The organism is Streptomyces sp. NBC_01314, from assembly GCF_041435215.1.
Lineage (GTDB): Bacteria > Actinomycetota > Actinomycetes > Streptomycetales > Streptomycetaceae > Streptomyces.
In genome coordinates, this window is the sequence record NZ_CP108394.1 from 6,157,867 (window position 1) to 6,174,305 (window position 16,439).

Annotated in this window: 15 protein-coding genes; 8 read left to right on the forward strand and 7 right to left on the reverse strand. The window is 70.0% G+C overall.

The genetic code is table 11. The features are described 5' to 3' along the window. Window positions 1-268 precede the first annotated feature (268 nt). From OG622_RS27085 to OG622_RS27095, 3 genes are read left to right on the forward strand one after another with little or no spacing between them, the layout of a single operon-like run. Complete coding sequence (locus tag OG622_RS27085; protein ID WP_371579219.1) at window positions 269-1,687, forward strand: MFS transporter; 1,419 nt, start codon at window positions 269-271, stop codon at window positions 1,685-1,687. Between the two features lie 37 nt (window positions 1,688-1,724). Further along, the gene (gene thpR / locus OG622_RS27090; RefSeq protein ID WP_371584228.1) at window positions 1,725-2,291 is read left to right on the forward strand and encodes an RNA 2',3'-cyclic phosphodiesterase; all 567 of its coding nucleotides are present in this window, start codon (window positions 1,725-1,727) and stop codon (window positions 2,289-2,291) included. Continuing rightward, window positions 2,273-2,398: a hypothetical protein gene (locus OG622_RS27095; RefSeq protein WP_371579220.1), complete on the forward strand. Its 126-nt coding sequence runs from the start codon at window positions 2,273-2,275 to the stop codon at window positions 2,396-2,398. The genes thpR and OG622_RS27095 overlap by 19 nt, the downstream gene beginning before the upstream one ends. Before the next feature lie 181 nt (window positions 2,399-2,579). Here the strand turns inward: OG622_RS27095 and OG622_RS27100 are convergent, their stop codons facing one another. The 3 genes from OG622_RS27100 to OG622_RS27110 form a co-directional block, all read right to left on the reverse strand. After that, complete coding sequence (locus OG622_RS27100) at window positions 2,580-3,572, reverse strand: aldo/keto reductase (protein ID WP_371579222.1); 993 nt, start codon at window positions 3,570-3,572, stop codon at window positions 2,580-2,582. A gap of 153 nt (window positions 3,573-3,725) precedes the next feature. Continuing rightward, window positions 3,726-4,316, reverse strand: a complete 591-nt coding sequence (locus OG622_RS27105; RefSeq protein WP_371579223.1) for a Uma2 family endonuclease — start codon at window positions 4,314-4,316, stop codon at window positions 3,726-3,728. A gap of 197 nt (window positions 4,317-4,513) precedes the next feature. Then, window positions 4,514-5,197 carry a GDSL-type esterase/lipase family protein gene (locus tag OG622_RS27110; RefSeq protein WP_371579224.1) on the reverse strand — a complete coding sequence of 228 codons (684 nt, stop codon included), beginning with the start codon at window positions 5,195-5,197 and terminating at the stop codon, window positions 4,514-4,516. Between the two features lie 258 nt (window positions 5,198-5,455). On the opposite strand from OG622_RS27110, the gene OG622_RS27115 reads away from it, so the two are divergent. Next, window positions 5,456-6,472, forward strand: coding sequence for a WD40 repeat domain-containing protein (locus OG622_RS27115; protein ID WP_371579225.1), 1,017 nt, complete (start codon window positions 5,456-5,458; stop codon window positions 6,470-6,472). A 115-nt stretch (window positions 6,473-6,587) separates the two neighbouring features. On the opposite strand, the gene OG622_RS27120 is transcribed toward OG622_RS27115, so the two are convergent. Then, the gene (locus OG622_RS27120; protein ID WP_371579226.1) at window positions 6,588-7,397 is read right to left on the reverse strand and encodes a TetR/AcrR family transcriptional regulator; all 810 of its coding nucleotides are present in this window, start codon (window positions 7,395-7,397) and stop codon (window positions 6,588-6,590) included. 90 nt (window positions 7,398-7,487) lie between these two features. Between OG622_RS27120 and OG622_RS27125 the strand changes: the two genes are divergently transcribed. The 4 genes from OG622_RS27125 to OG622_RS27140 all read left to right on the forward strand — a co-directional run bounded on the left by OG622_RS27125 (window position 7,488) and on the right by OG622_RS27140 (window position 13,035). Then, window positions 7,488-8,555 carry an ATP-binding cassette domain-containing protein gene (locus tag OG622_RS27125; protein ID WP_371579227.1) on the forward strand — a complete coding sequence of 356 codons (1,068 nt, stop codon included), beginning with the start codon at window positions 7,488-7,490 and terminating at the stop codon, window positions 8,553-8,555. After that, the gene (locus OG622_RS27130) at window positions 8,552-9,373 is read left to right on the forward strand and encodes an ABC transporter permease (protein WP_371579228.1); all 822 of its coding nucleotides are present in this window, start codon (window positions 8,552-8,554) and stop codon (window positions 9,371-9,373) included. The genes OG622_RS27125 and OG622_RS27130 overlap by 4 nt, the downstream gene beginning before the upstream one ends. Window positions 9,374-9,578: 205 nt before the next feature. Beyond that, window positions 9,579-11,147, forward strand: a complete 1,569-nt coding sequence (locus tag OG622_RS27135) for a cellulase family glycosylhydrolase (RefSeq protein WP_371579229.1) — start codon at window positions 9,579-9,581, stop codon at window positions 11,145-11,147. 280 nt (window positions 11,148-11,427) lie between these two features. Continuing rightward, window positions 11,428-13,035, forward strand: a complete 1,608-nt coding sequence (locus OG622_RS27140) for an alpha/beta hydrolase (protein WP_371579230.1) — start codon at window positions 11,428-11,430, stop codon at window positions 13,033-13,035. A 315-nt stretch (window positions 13,036-13,350) separates the two neighbouring features. On the opposite strand, the gene serC is transcribed toward OG622_RS27140, so the two are convergent. The 3 genes from serC to OG622_RS27155 form a co-directional block, all read right to left on the reverse strand. Next, window positions 13,351-14,469, reverse strand: coding sequence for a phosphoserine transaminase (serC, locus tag OG622_RS27145; RefSeq protein WP_371579231.1), 1,119 nt, complete (start codon window positions 14,467-14,469; stop codon window positions 13,351-13,353). A gap of 240 nt (window positions 14,470-14,709) precedes the next feature. Beyond that, window positions 14,710-15,939 carry a cytochrome P450 gene (locus tag OG622_RS27150; protein WP_371579232.1) on the reverse strand — a complete coding sequence of 410 codons (1,230 nt, stop codon included), beginning with the start codon at window positions 15,937-15,939 and terminating at the stop codon, window positions 14,710-14,712. Between the two features lie 37 nt (window positions 15,940-15,976). Further along, entirely contained in the window at window positions 15,977-16,324 is a 348-nt protein-coding gene (locus tag OG622_RS27155) for a DUF742 domain-containing protein (RefSeq protein WP_371579233.1), read from the reverse strand. Window positions 16,325-16,439 lie beyond the last annotated feature (115 nt).

A 16,439-nucleotide genomic window follows, 5' to 3' on the forward strand; every position in this document is an offset into this window, starting at 1 on the left:
CACGCACGCGTTCCACGCAAGGAGGCGAACCCTTTTGAGTACGGGCCCCGGAGCAGCTTCCGTCCCCGCACCACCCACCCCCCACGACTCCCCGCCCAACCCCGAAGCGCCACCGGATACCACCGGCCGGCCGACGACCGCCTCCGGCCCTTCGGCGCACGCCCCCGAGGCTTCCGGTACGGCCCCTGGCGCCCCCGTCCCCGCCCCTGCCCCCGCATCCTCCTCCGACCCGCCGGCTGCCGGCCCTGCCCCCCGTGAACGTGAGTCCATGTTCCGGTCGCTGCGGGTTCGGAACTACCGACTGTTCTTCGTCGGGCAGGTGGTGTCGAACATCGGCACGTGGATGCAGCGGATCGCGCAGGACTGGCTGGTGCTGAGCCTGGCGGGATCCTCGACGGCCGTCGGGGTGACGATGGCGCTGCAGTTCCTGCCGATGCTGCTGTTCGGGCTCTACGGCGGGGTGCTGGTCGACCGGTTCCCCAAGCGGCGGCTGCTGTTCCTGACGCAGACGTCGATGGCGGTGACGGGACTGGCGCTCGCCGCGCTGACGCTCTCCGGACACGTCCAGGTGTGGCACGTGTATGTGGCCGCCTTCGCCGTGGGCATGGCCACCGTGGTCGACAACCCGGCCCGGCAGTCGTTCGTGTCGGAGATGGTCGGCCCTGACCAGCTGCAGAACGCGGTCAGCCTCAACTCCGCGAACTTCCAGTCGGCCCGTCTGGTCGGCCCCGCGGTCGCCGGTGTGCTGATCACCACCGTCGGCACGGGCTGGGCCTTCCTCTTCAACGGCCTCTCCTTCGTCGCCCCCATCACCGGCCTGCTGCTGATGCGGACCCGCGACCTGAACTCCGTCCGCCGCGCTCCCCGCGCCAAGGGCCAGCTCCGCGAGGGCCTGCGCTATGTGGCCCGCCGCCCCGAACTGCTCTGGCCCATCGTCCTCGTCGGTTTCGTCGGCACCTTCGGCTTCAACTTCCCCGTCTGGCTGTCGGCGTACGCGGACGACGTGTTCCACGGGGACGCCGGCTCGTACAGCTTCTTCAACACGCTCATGGCGGTCGGCTCCGTCGCCGGCGCCCTGCTCGCGGCCCGCCGGGGCACCACCCGGCTGCGGGTGCTGATCGGGGGCGCGCTCGCCTTCGGCCTGCTGGAGATCCTGGCCGCGCTGGCACCGGCGTACTGGATGTTCGCCCTGCTCATGGTGCCGATAGGGATGTTCGGCCTGACGGTGAACGTCACCACCAACACGGCCATCCAGATGAACACGGACCCCGCGATGCGCGGCCGTGTCATGGCCCTCTACATGATGGTCTTCCTCGGCGGCACCCCGCTGGGCGCGCCGATCGCCGGCTGGGCCACCGACGCGTACGGCGCCCGCGCGGGCTTCGTCGCCGGTGGCGTCGTCTCCACGGTCGCCGCGGTCGTCGTGGGTCTGGTCCTCGTCCGGGCCGGCGGACTGCGGCTGTCGGTGGGGTGGAACCGGGGGCATCCACGGGTGCGGTTCGTACCCAAGGAGCAGAACGAGCAGCAGAACGAGCAGCAGAACGAGCAGCAGAACGAGCAGCAGAACGAGCAGCAGAACGAGGAGCCGAACGAGCAGCAGAACGAGGAGCCGAACGAGGGGAAGGGCGACGGGAAGCACGAGGGGAAGCGCGAGGAGCAGGCGGTTTCCGTGACGACCGCGGCCTAGTACTGGAAGGGTGGCGGTCATGAGTGCGATGAGTACCGTGCGGCTGTTCGCCGCGGTGTTGCCGCCCGCCGATGTCGTCGATGAACTCGGCCTGCTGATCGGGGAGTTGAAGGGCCTGGCCGGTGCGGACGGGTTGCGCTGGACCGAGCCGCCCGGCTGGCACTTCACGCTCGCCTTCTACGGAGAGGTCGACGAGGACGTCGTACCCGAACTGTCGCGGCGTCTGGAGCGGGCCGCGCGGCGGAGCGAGCCGTTTCCGCTGGCGGTGCGCGGCGGCGGCCAGTTCGGGCACGGCCGGGCGCTGTGGGCGGGGGCCGAGGGGGACCTCGGTGCCCTGCGGCTGCTGGCCGACCGGGCGGAGGCTGCGGCGCGCAAGGCCGGGCTGCCGATGGGGGAGCACCGCCGGTACACGCCCCATCTGACGGTGGCCCGCAGCCGGGAGGACTACGACGTAGGGCCGTACGTCGCCGCGCTCGACGCCTTCGCCGGGCGTACGTGGACGGTGTCCGACCTCGCGTTGGTGCGCAGCGATCTGCCGAAGTCCGGGGTGCCGGGGGAGCAGCCGCGGTACGAGGCGGTCGGGCGATGGGCGCTGGGGGACTGAGCGTCGCCCTGGCCGCCCTGGCCGCCCTGGCCGCCCTGACTGCTGGGGCCGCCCGGACCGCCCTGACCGCCGGGGCCGTCCGAAGGGGGCCGGAGGCGGGCGGTTAGGCTCGGTGGTGTGGACCCGAAGACCCGTAACCGGATCATGGCCGGTGTGCTTGTGCTGATGTTCGCGGTGGTCGCTCTCGCGGCGGCGCTTGGCAGGTGACCGTCGGGGAACTGCGGACCGTGTGGGTCTGTGGCCCGGTGGGGGCTTGTCGCGCAGTTCCCCGCGCCCCTTACGGGGCCCTCACCAGGCGAAGGCCTCCGGGGACGGGCCCGGCCCCGGGAAGATCTCGTCGAGGGCCGCCAGAAGTTCCCCCGACAGCTCCAGCTCGGCCGCGCGGATCGCGGATTCGAGCTGCTGGGCCGTGCGCGGGCCGACGATCGGGCCCGTGACGCCGGGGCGGGTCAGGAGCCAGGCGAGGGCGGCCTCGCCCGGTTCGATGCCGTGTTTGTCGAGGAGGTCCTCGTACGCCTGGACCTGGGCGCGTACGGCGCTGTCGGCGAGGGCGTCGGCGGAACGGCCCGAGCTGCGGCGACCGTCCTTGGCCGCCTTCCTGATGACCCCGCCGAGCAGCCCGCCGTGCAGCGGTGACCAGGGGATGACCCCGAGGCCGTACTCCTGCGCGGCCGGGATGACCTCCATCTCGGCGCGGCGCTCGGCGAGGTTGTAGAGGCACTGCTCGCTGACGAGGCCGATGGTGCCGCCCCGGCGTGCGGCGATCTCGTTGGCCTGGGCGATCTTGTAGCCGGGGAAGTTGCTGGACCCGGCGTAGAGGATCTTGCCCTGCTGGACCAGAACGTCGACGGCCTGCCAGATCTCCTCGAAGGGGGTGGACCGGTCGATGTGGTGGAACTGGTAGACGTCGATGTAGTCCGTCCGCAGCCGCTTGAGGCTGGCGTCCACGGCCCGCCGGATGTTCAGGGCGGAGAGCTTGTCGTGGTTGGGCCAGGAGTCGGCGGAAGCCGCCATGTTCCCGTACACCTTGGTCGCGAGCACGACCTTGTCGCGGCGCTCGCCGCCCTTCGCGAACCAGTTGCCGATGATGCTCTCGGTGCGGCCCTTGTTCTCGCCCCACCCGTACACGTTCGCCGTGTCGAAGAAGTTGACGCCCGCGTCCAGCGCCGCGTCCATGATCGCGTGGCTGTCCGCTTCGTCCGTCTGCGGACCGAAGTTCATCGTGCCGAGGACCAGCCGGCTGACCTTGAGTCCTGTGCGTCCGAGCTGTGTGTACTTCATGACTCCTTAGCCAAGGCGGTGGAGTGCGCTCTAGGCAAGCGGAGACGGGTGCGGGTGGCGGTAGGGGAGGAGGAGTAGCGGGGTCGCAAGGAGGAGGAGGCCGGCGGTGGCGATCGCGGAGCGGCTGAGCGGGGACGCGTGAGGGTGGCGCCGTCAGCCGCGGGGGAACTTGGCGGTCGGAAGGACGAGGCCCAGGAGGGTGGTGGTCATGTCGACGTCGGCGCCGTAGGTGACGGACAGATCGCTGACGTAGTCGCCGTCCTTGGGCTGGGTGAACAGCCGGCACTTGCCCGTGTAGGGGTCGGCGATCAGGTACACGGGGACCTCGGCGAGTGCGTACGCGGTCTTCTTGGGGCCGTAGTCGTTCTTGGCGGTGTCCGTGGAGATGACCTCGGCGATGAACTCGACGTCCTCGTAGCGCCAGCGGCCCTTGGCGTCCTTCTCGGCGCCGTCGCGCAGCTTGGCCACGTCTGGGCAGTAGCCGTTCAGATGGCCGGGGAAGTCGATGCGGACGTCCGAGAACACCATCGCTTCCCGTCCGAAGCGATCCTCCAACGCCCAGAGGACCTTGCGAATGGTCTGCCAGTGGATGTCCCGCTGTGGTGACATGTAGATGGCCCCCCCGACGATCTCGACCTTGTATCCCTCGGGGACGGGCATCTTCTCGAGCCGCTCGAACATCTCGTCGAGCTGGCGCGTGTTGTCGCTCTCGGCCATCGCGATCCTGTCTTCAAGGACGGTCATCGTGGCGCTCCTCCCCGGCCGCCCCTCGATCGAAGACGGCCGCGCAGTACAACGATACGCACGGTGACCTGGGCACGGCCGGTACGGCGAAACTCCCTTGCGCGGCCGTCGCCCGGACCACTTGGCTCGGCCCCCCTGGGGACGGCCAGGAAGAGCGAGTAGGGCCACTGTTTCGGACCCGTACGCCAACCGGCCTCCTACGACTCCTCGTACGGTCCCCCCAACCCCCACGCCTCGTGCATCGCGTTCGCGAAAGTCGCCGCGATCTTGTGTTCGCCGGAGGCGCTGGGGTGGGTGCCGTCGTAGGTGTCCCAGTGGATGTCGTACGACGGGGGCGGGGAGGCCAGGAGGAGGGGGGAGCGGGGTTCGTCGAGGTCGGCGGCCGTCTTGGCGAGGAGTTCGTTGAAGCGGGCGACCTGGGCGGCGAAGGGGGCGTCGGACTCGGCGCGGACGTTCGGGGTGACCGGGAGAAGAACCATGCGGACGTGCGGGTTCGCCTCGCGGGCGGCTTCGACGAAGCGGCGGGTGTTCTCTGCGGTCTGCTCGGCGTTGGTGTAGAAGCCCAGGTCGATGAGGCCGAGGGAGACGAGCAGGATGTTGGCCCGGTGGCTGCGGATCGCGTCGGCGATCAGCGGAGCCATGTGGAGCCAGCCCTCGCCCCAGCCCGCGAGATGGGCGCGGGGAAAACGCGGGTCGGTGTCGGCGTACTCGTACGACGTCGGGGTGTTGGTCGCCTTGTCGTGGAGCGTCTCGCGCGGGCCGACGATCTTGAAGGGGCCGTCGTGCGTCGCGCGCAGGTGCTGCCAGAGCCGGTAGCGCCATGTGTGTTCGCCCGCGCTCCCGATCGTCATGGAGTCGCCTACGGGCATGAACCTGAGCATGCGCTCATCATGAACGATCGCTACCGGTTGGTAGGGCCCGGTCGGCACGGACAGTGCTGTGAACCGTGCCACGTGGGGGTGTCGGACAGGTGCCGTTGTCCGGCGTCCACCGTTCGGTGCGCGGGGCGCCCCGCGCGTCCGAAGGGCGCGGGGAACCGCGCGACCAGCCACGACGAACCCGCACGCGACCACCTCACCGGACACCCCAACGGCGCTCCCCCGCCCCGCCCGGCGGAGCGAGATGGCAGGCTTGGGCCCATGCTTCGTCGCTCCCTCTCCTCCCTCCGCGGGTTCCGCGCCGGCTTCGCCGGTCTCGCCGCGGTCCTGCTCGCCGCCCTCCCGGCCGCGCCCGCGGTCGCCGACGACGACGGGTTCACGATGAAGGATTCGCGGATCACCGAGTCGAGCGGTCTCGCCGCGTCGCGTCAGCACCCGGGGGTCTACTGGACCCACAACGACAGCGACGACGGGGCGTTCCTCTACGCCGTCGACAGCGAGACGGGCGAGACGGTCGCCACGGTCACCATGACGGGCGTCGGCACCCCGCGTGACGTGGAGGCGATCTCCATGGGCCCGGACAACAAGCTCTACGTCGGCGACATCGGCGACAACCTCGGCGGCACCTGGGCGTATGTGTGGATCTACGAGCTGCCGGAGCCGAAGGAGCTGAAGGACCAGACGATCAAGGCCACGCAGTACGTGGTGAAGTACGAGGACGGGGCGCGGGACGCGGAGGCGCTGATGGTGCATCCGAAGACCGGGCGGGTCTACATCGCCGACAAGAACGAGGCCGGCGGGTCGCTGTACGAGGGACCGGCCGACCTCTCCGCCTCCGGCACGAACGTCTTCAGGAAGGTCGCCTCCGTGCCCGACCTGGAGGTCACCGACGGCGCGTTCTCGCCGGACGGCAAGCAGCTCGCCCTGCGCGCGTACTTCGGCGGCATCCTCTACGACTGGAACGGCGGCAAGATCAAGAAGGTCGAGCGACTGAGCGTGCCCCTGCAGCGGCAGGGGGAGTCGGTGACCTTCGAGACCGACGGCTCGAAGATCATGTACGGCAGCGAGGGGTCGGGCAGCTCGGTCGTCGCGCGGGACGTACCCGGCGGCTCCGGAAGCGGCGGTTCCGGCTCGTCGTCGTCCGGCGGGAACGACTCCGGCACCACCGAGGCGGACGCCGACGGAACCAGCTCCACCTTCAAGGTCGGCGCCCTCGCCGTCGCCGGGGCGGTCGTCGTCGTGTGGGGCTTCAAGCGGGTGCTGCGCCGACCGTCCTGAGCCGGCAGGCACCAGTCGCCCCCGGCACCGGCACCAGTCGCCCCCGGCACCGGCACCGGTCACACCGGCACCGGTCACGCCGCCGCCGGTCAGCCCCCGGCGCGGGGCTTCGTCGTCACGCCTCCCCGCTCCCGTCCCTCTCGTCGCCGCTTCCTGTCCGCCGGGCGACGAGCACCTCCAGCCCGTCCAGGATGCGCTGCAATCCGAAGTCGAAGTGGTCGAAGTCCGTGCCGAAGGCGTCGGCGGAGAGGCCCGCGAGGAGGGGATAGCGGCCGGAGCGCATGAGTTCTTCGAGGACGGGTGCCTGGGCCTGCCAGAACTCCGTGTCGGTCAGGCCGGTCCGGTGTTCCGCCTCCTGCGCGTAGAGCTGGGTGCGGGCGGCGCCGACGACGTAGCCGTCGACCGCGATGATCACGGAGATCAGCTCGGGGTCGGTCAGCCCCATGGACTTGATGCGGGAGAGGACCTTCTCCATGCCGTCCAGGGCGCTGGGGCCGAGGATCGGGCGGGACTGGTTGACCTGGAGCAGCCAGGGATGGCGCTGGTAGAGGGCCAGGGTCGTCCGGCCCAGGGCCTCCAGGGCGGAGCGCCAGCCGCCGTCGCCGAGGTCGGCGGGGTTCTCCGAGGGGCGCTGGACGCGGTCGAGCATCAGGTCCAGTAGTTCGCCCTTGCCGGGGATGTAGCGGTAGAGGGACATGGTGCCGGTGCCGAGTTCCGTGGCGACCCGGCGCATGGAGACGGCGTCCAGGCCCTCCGCGTCGGCGATCCGCACGGCCGCCTCCACGATGCGGTCCAGGGTGAGCCCCGGCTTGGGGCCGCGACTGGGGCGCGGCCCGCTGTCCCAGAGCAGTTGGAGGGTGCGGACGATGTCGCCGCTGCCGCTGGTCTCCGTACCGACGCCGGTACCGCCCTTGCCCCTTGTCATGGACCCGAGTTTAGGTCCTCGCGGAAAAACTGGGTACGCCGTACGCGCAATCGGGTACGGTGTACCCAGTTGGATCCGGAAGGGGAACCCATGAGCGACGGAAACGGCGCCGGGAGCGGCGACGGATACGCGGTGCGGGCGGAGGGCCTGGAGAAGCGGTACGGGGAGAAGCGCGCGCTGGACGGCTTCGACCTCACTGTCCGCGAGGGCGCGGTGCACGGCCTGCTCGGCCCGAACGGCGCGGGCAAGACCACCGCCGTACGCATCCTCTCCACGCTGCTGCGCCTGGACGGCGGCCGGGCGACGGTGGCCGGCCTCGACGTGGCGCGGCACCCGCGCGAGGTGCGGGCCAGGATCGGCCTCACGGGCCAGTACGCGGCTGTGGACGAGGTGTTGACCGGCCGTCAGAACCTGGAGATGTTCGGCCGGCTGTTCCACCTGGGCGGGAAGCGGGCGAAGCTGCGGGCGGCCGAGCTGCTCGACCAGTTCGACCTCACCGACGCCGCCGACAAGGGCGTCGGCAAGTACAGCGGCGGTATGCGGCGGCGGCTCGACCTCGCCGCCTCGATGATCCTCGCCCCGGCCGTCCTCTTCCTGGACGAGCCGACCACCGGCCTCGACCCGCGCAGCCGGAACGAGGTCTGGGAATCGGTCAGGGAGTTGGTGGCCGGCGGCACGACCGTGCTGCTCACCACGCAGTATCTGGAGGAGGCCGACAAGCTGGCCTCGCACATCACCGTGATCGACCAGGGGCGGGCCATCGCCGACGACACCCCGGACGGGCTGAAGAGCACGGTCGGCGGCGACCGGATCGAAATCGTCGTCGCCGAGCGTGCCGACATCCCGCGCGCGGTCAAGGTCGTCGCCCGCGTCTCGGACGGCGAACCGGAGTCGGACGAGACGGAGTTGCGCGTCCACGCGCCGGTGACCGACCGCGTCTCGGCCCTCACCGAGGTGGCCCGCACCCTCCAGGACGAGGGCGTGCGGGTCGAGGACATAGGCCTGCGCAGGCCCAGCCTGGACGACGTGTTCCTGCGCCTGACGGGCCACCGCGCGGAGAAGACCGACAAGACCAAGACGAAGAAGGCCGACAAGGCTGACAAGGCCGACAAGATCAAGACCGACAAGACCAAGACGGAGAAGGAGGTCGCCGTATGACCGCCGTCGACCTGGCCGCGCCGAGTGCGCGCGGCCGTACGTACTGGCTGCTCGCCGACGTCTGGAACATCGTCCGCCGCGGCCTCACCCACTACCGGCGCCAGCCGGTCAACATCGCCTGGCAGCTGGGCTTTCCCATCCTGTCCGTGTTGCTGTACGGCTATGTCTTCGGCAGTGCCATGCAGGTGCCCGGCGGCGGGGACTACCGGGACTTCCTGATGCCGGGCATGTTCGTGATGACGATGGCCTTCGGGTTCATCAACACCGCGACGCTGGTGGTCTACGACTCCACCAAGGGGGTCATCGACCGTTTCCGCTCCATGCCCATGGCCCCGTCCGCGGTGGTCGCCGGGCGCGGGGTGACCGATCTGCTGGCCGCCTGCGCGGAGTTGGCCATCATGATGCTGACGGCCCTCGCGATGGGCTGGCGCCCGGACGGTGGCCTCGGTTTCCTGGCCGCGTTCGGTCTGCTCCTCTGGCTGCGCTTCGCGCTGATCTGGATCGGCGTCTGGCTGGGCCTGCTGGTCCCCAACCCGGAGGCGGCGGGCGGCCTCTTCGCGGTCGCCTTCCCGCTGACCATGATCTCCAGCATCTACGTCGCCCCGCAGCTCATGCCCGACTGGCTGGGCTGGATCGCCGCCTGGAACCCGATCTCCTCCACGGCGGCGGCGGCCCGCGAGCTGTTCGGGACGCCGGTCGGCGGCGGTGACTCCTGGATCGAGCGGAACGCGCTGCTGATGGCCGGGGTGTGGCCGCTGGTGCTGACACTGGTGTTCCTGCCGTTGGCGGTGCGTCGATTCAGGAAGCTCAGCCGCTGAGTCCATCCAGACGCTCAGCCGCTGAGTCGGTCCAGAACCTCAGCCGGTGACGAGCCGTGGCCGGGTCGGGTGAGGGGCGTCCGGTGTATCAGGTGACGCCGGATGCCTTGACGTGTTCATGCGATCTGTCTTCCATGGGAGGTGCGGGTGGTGGGAGCGCTCCCACCGATTCCGGGCCCGCGCCTCCCGAGGAGGAAGCAGCGACATGTTCCGCAGCTTACGGAGAACCCTGGGCACCCTGTGCGCGGCCGCCGCCGTGCTCGCGCTGCCCCTGGCCGGCGGTGCGCACCCGGCGGCCGCGGCCACCGCGCCGGAGGCCGGTGCGGCCGACGTCGGCGCGGCCGAGGCCGGTGCCGGCTACTGGCACACCAACGGGCGCCAGATCCTGGACGCGTCCGGCCAGTCCGTCCGCATCGCCGGCATCAACTGGTTCGGCTTCGAGACCGCCAACCACGTCCCCCACGGCCTCTGGTCCCGCGACTACAAGAGCATGATCGACCAGATGAAGTCGCTGGGCTACAACACCATCCGGATGCCCTACAGCGACGACATCCTCAAGCCCGGCACCATGCCCGACAGCCTCAACCACTCCGACGGCAAGAACGCGGACCTGCAGGGACTGACCTCCCTCCAGGTGCTGGACAAGATCGTCGCGTACGCCGGGCAGGGCGGTCTGAAGGTCATCCTCGACCGCCACCGCCCGGACGCGGCGGGCCAGTCGGCGCTCTGGTACACCTCGGCCGTCCCCGAGACGACGTGGATCACCAACCTGAAGGCGCTGGCCACCCGCTACAAGGGCAACTCGACGGTCGTCGGCATCGACCTCCACAACGAGCCCCACGACCCCGCCTGCTGGGGCTGCGGCGACACGGCCAGGGACTGGCGGCTGGCCGCCCAGCGCGCCGGCAACGCGGTCCTGTCCGTCAACCCCGACCTGTTGATCCTCGTCGAGGGCGTCCAGACGTACAACGGCGTCTCGGGCTGGTGGGGCGGCAACCTGATGGGCGTGGCCCAGTACCCGGTGCAGCTCGACGTCGCCAACCGTGTCGTGTACTCGGCCCACGACTACGCCACGAGCGTCGCCCAGCAGAGCTGGTTCAGCGACCCGTCCTTCCCGGCCAACATGCCCGGCATCTGGGACAAGTACTGGGGTTACATCTTCAAGCAGAACATCGCGCCGGTGTGGGTCGGCGAGTTCGGTACGACGCTCCAGTCGACGACCGACCAGAGGTGGCTGGCGGCCCTGGTGACGTATCTGCGCTCGACCGCCACCTACGGCTCGGACTCCTTCCACTGGACCTTCTGGTCCTGGAACCCCAACTCCGGTGACACCGGCGGCATCCTCAAGGACGACTGGCAGACGGTGGACACCGTCAAGGACGGCTACCTGACCAGTATCAAGGCCCCGGGCTTCCCGCCCGGCGGCACCGACCCCGGCGACCCGGGAGATCCGGGCGACCCCGGTGGCGGAACGGCGGCCTGCACCGCCGCCTACACCGTCAGCAGCGACTGGGGCAGCGGCTTCAACGCCGAAGTGAAGGTCACCAACACCGGCACCACCGCCCTCACCTCCTGGAAGGTCACCTGGACCTGGCCCGGCTCCCAGCGGGTCACGAACATGTGGAACGCGTCGTACACGCAGAGCGGGGCGACGGTCACCGCGACCAACGCGGCGCACAACGGCGCCGTGCCCGCGGGCGGTTCGGCGAGCCTCGGCTTCGGGGGCGCGCCCGGGGGCGGGGGTGTACCGAGTGTGAGCTGCACGGCTGCGTGAGGTACGGGCGGGCCGTGAAGCAGGGGGCACCCGGCGTATCGCCGGGTGCCCCTCACCGCTCCCCATGCCGGTCTTCGGTGATCACAAGCCGCTCATCGAGGTGGCGTGTCCCGGATGCCTCAACTGCCCCTTTCTGTGGGTCATTTGAGAGTTTGCAATGACTCAATTCGGTCAAGTCTTGGTCGAATATGTTCTTGTGTGGCGTGCTTTTCCGGAAACATGCGGGGCACAGGCCGCGTACCTCGCGGACCCGAACCCCCCATCGTTCAGAGAGAACTTCATGAGAAGAAGCGCAGCCGTGCTGTGCGGTGCCACCGTTGTCCTGGCCGGGTCGCTCACAGCCGTACCCGCCAACGCCAGCGGGTCACCCTCCGCGAACACCGTCCAGGCCGCCGCCGCGAAGGTCGCCTGGAAGAAGTGCGCCACGGACAACTCCCCGACGCTCCAGTGCGCGTCGGTGAAGGTGCCGCTGAACTACGCGAAGCCGAGCGGGAAGAAGATCACGCTGGCGCTGTCCCGCGTGCCGCACACCTCGAAGACGTACCAGGGCCCGCTGCTGGTCAACCCGGGCGGTCCCGGCGGTAGCGGTACGGGTCTGGCCGCGTTCGTCGCGGGCTCGCTGCCGAAGAAGGTCGCGGCGCAGTACGACGTCATCGGCTTCGACCCGCGCGGAGTGGGCGACAGCAAGCCCGCCCTGGACTGCAAGCCGGGCTACTTCAACCCGGTGCGCCCGGACTCCGTGCCCAGCACGTCCGCGATCGAGAAGGCCAACGTCTCGCGCGCCAAGGCCTTCGCCAAGGCCTGCGGCACGAAGTACAAGGACGTCCTGCCGCACATCAACACCATCAGTGCCGTGAAGGACCTGGACTCGATCCGCAAGGCCCTCGGCGCGAAGAAGATCAACTACTTCGGCTACTCGTACGGCACCTACCTCGGCGCGGTCTACGCCAAGATGTACCCGCAGAACGTGCGGCGCCTGGTGCTCGACTCGATCGTCGACCCGACGGGTGTCTGGTACGAGGACAACCTCGACCAGGACTACGCCTTCGACAAGCGCCACAAGGCGTTCACGAAGTGGGTCGCCAAGTACAACTCCACGTACAAGCTCGGCACCGATCCGAAGAAGATCGAAGCCGAGTGGTACGCCATGCGGGCGGCCCTCGCCAAGAGCCCCGCGGGCGGCAAGGTGGGCGCCTCCGAGCTGGAGGACACCTTCATCCCGGGCGGCTACTACAACGGCTACTGGCCCTACCTCGCCGATGCGTTCGCGTCCTACGTCAACGACAAGGACACCGACCTGCTGGTGGAGGCGTACGAGAACTTCGCCGCCATCGACTCCTCCGGTGACAACGGCTACAGCATCTACACCTCGGTGCAGTGCCGTGACGCGTCCTGGCCGCGTGACTGGACGAAGTGGACCAAGGACAACTGGGCGGTGTACAAGAAGGCCCCGTTCATGGCCTGGAACAACGCCTGGTACAACGCGCCGTGCGCGTTCTGGCCGACCAAGTCGCTGAAGCCGGTGGGCATCGCCAACTCCAAGCTGCCGCCGGTGCTGCTGTTCCAGGCGACGGACGACGCGGCCACCCCGTACCAGGGTGGTGTCACCGTCCACAAGCTGCTCAAGAAGTCCAGCCTGGTCGTCGAGCAGGGCGGTGGCAACCACGGCATCACGCTGAGCGGTAACAGCTGCCTCGACAAGTACCTGGCGACGTACCTCACCAACGGCAAGGTGCCGCGTGGCAAGGGCACGGTCGACGCCACCTGCAAGAAGCTGGCCGACCCGAAGCCGCTGGCCGCGCAGCCGGCGCAGTCCACGCTGAGCACGGCCCCGGGAACCGCGACGAGCGGTGCGACCCTGCACGGCATCCTCGGCTTCCGCGGCTGAGCATGCCTGCCTGAGCATCACCGCGTACGGCAATGAGAAGGGCGCCCGGCGACACGCCGGGCGCCCTTCTCATTGCACGTGCGGACGGTGGCCCTCGTTCTTCACGGTGGACCTACGTGGACCTCGGCCACGGTGTAACGGCCGAAGCGGGACCGCAGTCGCCGCCAGGCGGCCGACGGTAGCTGCCGGCGCGATCGAGGCCTCCGGCTTCACCTCACGGGTGTGAGTCGTACGGCGGCATGAGACACGGGAAGGGCGCCCGGCGGCACTGGTTGCCGGGCGCCCTTCAGCGTCTTACGTGTCGTACGGGAGTGGTCAGAGCTTCTCGATCACGTAGTCGACGCACTTCGTGAGGGCCTCGACGTCCGCGGGGGCGATGGCCGGGAACATGGCGACGCGGAGCTGGTTGCGGCCGAGCTTGCGGTAGGGCTCGGTGTCGACGATGCCGTTGGCGCGCAGGACCTTGGCGACGGCGGCGGCGTCGACCTCGTCGGAGAAGTCGATGGTGCCGATGACCTGGGAGCGCTTGGCCGGGTCCGCGACGAAGGGGCTCGCGTGCTTGCTCTCCTCCGCCCAGGTGTACAGGCGGGTCGAGGAGTCCTTCGTACGGGCCGTGGACCAGCTCAGACCGCCCTGGCCGTTGATCCACTCCAGCTGCTGGTTCAGCAGGAAGAGGGTCGCGAGGGCCGGGGTGTTGTACGTCTGGTTCTTGCGGGAGTTGTCGATCGCCGTGGGGAGGCTGAAGAACTCCGGGATGTGGCGGCCGGAGGCGTGGATCCGCTCGGCGCGCTCGATGGCGGCCGGGGAGAAGACACCGATCCACAGGCCGCCGTCGGAGGCGAAGGACTTCTGCGGGGCGAAGTAGTAGACGTCGGTCTCGGCGATGTCGACGGGCAGGCCGCCGGCGCCGGACGTGGCGTCGACCAGGACGAGGGAGCCCTCGTCGGCGCCCTGGACACGGGCCAGGGGGGCCGCGACGCCCGTCGAGGTCTCGTTGTGGGTGAAGGCGTAGACGTCGACGCCCGCCTCGGCGACCGGCTCCGGGTGCGTGCCGGGGTCGGAGGAGACGACCGTCGGCTCGGCGAGCCAGGGGGCGAGCTTCGCGGCCTTGGCGAACTTCGAGCTGAACTCACCGAACGTCAGGTGCTGGCTCTTGTTCTCGATCAGGCCGTGGGTCGCGATGTCCCAGAAGGCCGTGGAGCCGCCGTTGCCGAGGACGACCTCGTAGCCCTCGGGGAGGGAGAACAGCTCGCTGATCCCCTCGCGGACCTGGCCGACCAGGTTCTTCACCGGGGCCTGGCGGTGGGAGGTGCCGAGCAGGGAGGTACCGGTCGCGGCCAGCGCGTCCAGCGCCTCCGTCCGCACCTTGGAGGGGCCCGCGCCGAAACGTCCGTCGGCGGGCTTGATGTCAGCGGGGATCTGGATATCAGCCACGACCGCGACCCTATCGGCTTCCCGAAACGCGGGCGAAACGTCGTCCGTCGGGTGAGACGGGTGAGAGGGGTGCGCCGCTGGGAGGGCGCCTCATAGCTCGGGGGTTCGGTGGGTGGGCGGGTGCGCGGCCGGTGGGGCTTCTCGCGCAGTTCCCCGCAGCCCCTGAACAGCAGGGGCTGCGCCCATGCTTCTTCGGCCCGCACAGGGCCGTAGGGCCTTCAGGGGCCGTAGGCCCAGGCGTCAAGCCCCACGCGCCGGCCCCGGCGTGAACCGCACCGGCAGTTCCACCAGCCCGCGCAGCCAAGGGGAGGCGCGGCGGGTGAGGGAGGCCGCCGGGACCGCGAGGTCCATGTCCGGGAGCCGGTCCAGGACGACTTCTATACCCGTACGGGCGATGACCTCGGCCGTCTCCTGGGCCGGGAAAGGGCAGCGGTGGTCGCCGTGACCGAAGGAGAAGTGGGCGTTGTTGCCGCCGGTGAGGGCGGAGCCGTGGGTACGGACGCGGGGGTCGGAGTTGGCGCCCTGGAGGCCGAGGATGACCAGGTCACCCGCGCGGAGCACACGACCGCCGAGGCGGGTGTCGCGGGTGGTCCAGCGGCCGGCGGCGTTCTGGATGGGCGCGTCCTCCCACAGCACCTCGTTCATGGCCTCGGCCACACTGCTGCGCCCGCCGAAGAGCGAGGCCGCGAAACGGTCGTCCGTCAGCATCAGGCGGAGGGAGTTGCCGATCCAGTCGGCGGTCGGCTGGTGCCCCACCGCCAGCATCACCATCACGTCGTGGGTGACCTCCTCGACCGTGACCTCGTAGGCGCGCGCGTTCGCGAGGAGGCGGGACACCACGTCGTCCCCGGGCCGCTGCAGGCGCTCCGCCACCAGCCGGGCCATCGCCGTCCGCAGATACTCCTCGGCCGCCATCGCCCGGTCCTGGCCGTCGAGGATGTCGTTCAGCGCCACCACCAGCCCGGGACCGTGCTCCTCCCGGAAGCCGAAGAGGTACGCCAGGACCCGCACCGGCAGCAGCGCCGCGAACTGCCCCACCAGATCGGCCGCGCCCACCCCGCACACCACGTCGATCAACTCGTCGGCGAACCGCTCGACATGACCGCGCAGTTCCAGGGGCTCGACCGCCTCCAGCGCCTCCTCGATCAGCGCGACCCGCTGGCGGTGCCGCTCACCGACCGTGCCGAGGACCGACGGCTGCTCCGGGCTGATCACGGGCAGCAGCGGCCAGTCGGCCGGGATGTTCGGCCACTGGTTCCACAGCTCGGAGTCCCGGCTGAACAGCTCCGGATCGCTCGTCACCTGGTGCAGTTCCCGATAGCCGAGCACCAGCCACGCCGGTACGCCCCCGTCGAGCAGCACGGGCACGACCTCGCCGTGCTCCCGCCGCAACTCCCGGTACAGGGCGGCGGGTTCACCCCGGAAGCGCGCACCGAAGAGGGGCACGGGTGCGGGTGCGGGTATGGGCATGGGCATGGGTGTGGGGAACGAGAGACCGTCGCCGTTCTCAGAGGTTGCGAAGTCCAACTAGCACCTGCTCCAGAATGTCCAGATCGATCAGCGTGGCCTGGTTCGGATGCCGGGCGCTGACCCGGCCGGCCGCGAGGAGGTCGGAGAGCATCACCTTCGTGATGCTCACCGGCAGCCGCAACTCGGCGGCGATCTCCACCACGGCCGTCGGCCGCTCCGTCAGCCGCAGGATCGCCACATGCTCCGACTGCATGCCCGGCGTCGGCTGGCTCTCCGCGACCACCAGGGTCACCAGGTCGAACGCCGTTCCCGGCGCGGAACGGCTGCGCCCGCCGGTGAGCGTGTACAGCCGGTCGGGCAGGTCGTCCCTGCCAGGCCGGCTCATGACGTACGGGGCGCCAGAGCCGTAGCCGCGGTCGTCGTCGGAGCGGTGGACGTACCCGTCGTCGTACCCGACGCCGTACTCGTCGTACCGGTCGCCGGGCCGGCCGGGTTCGCCG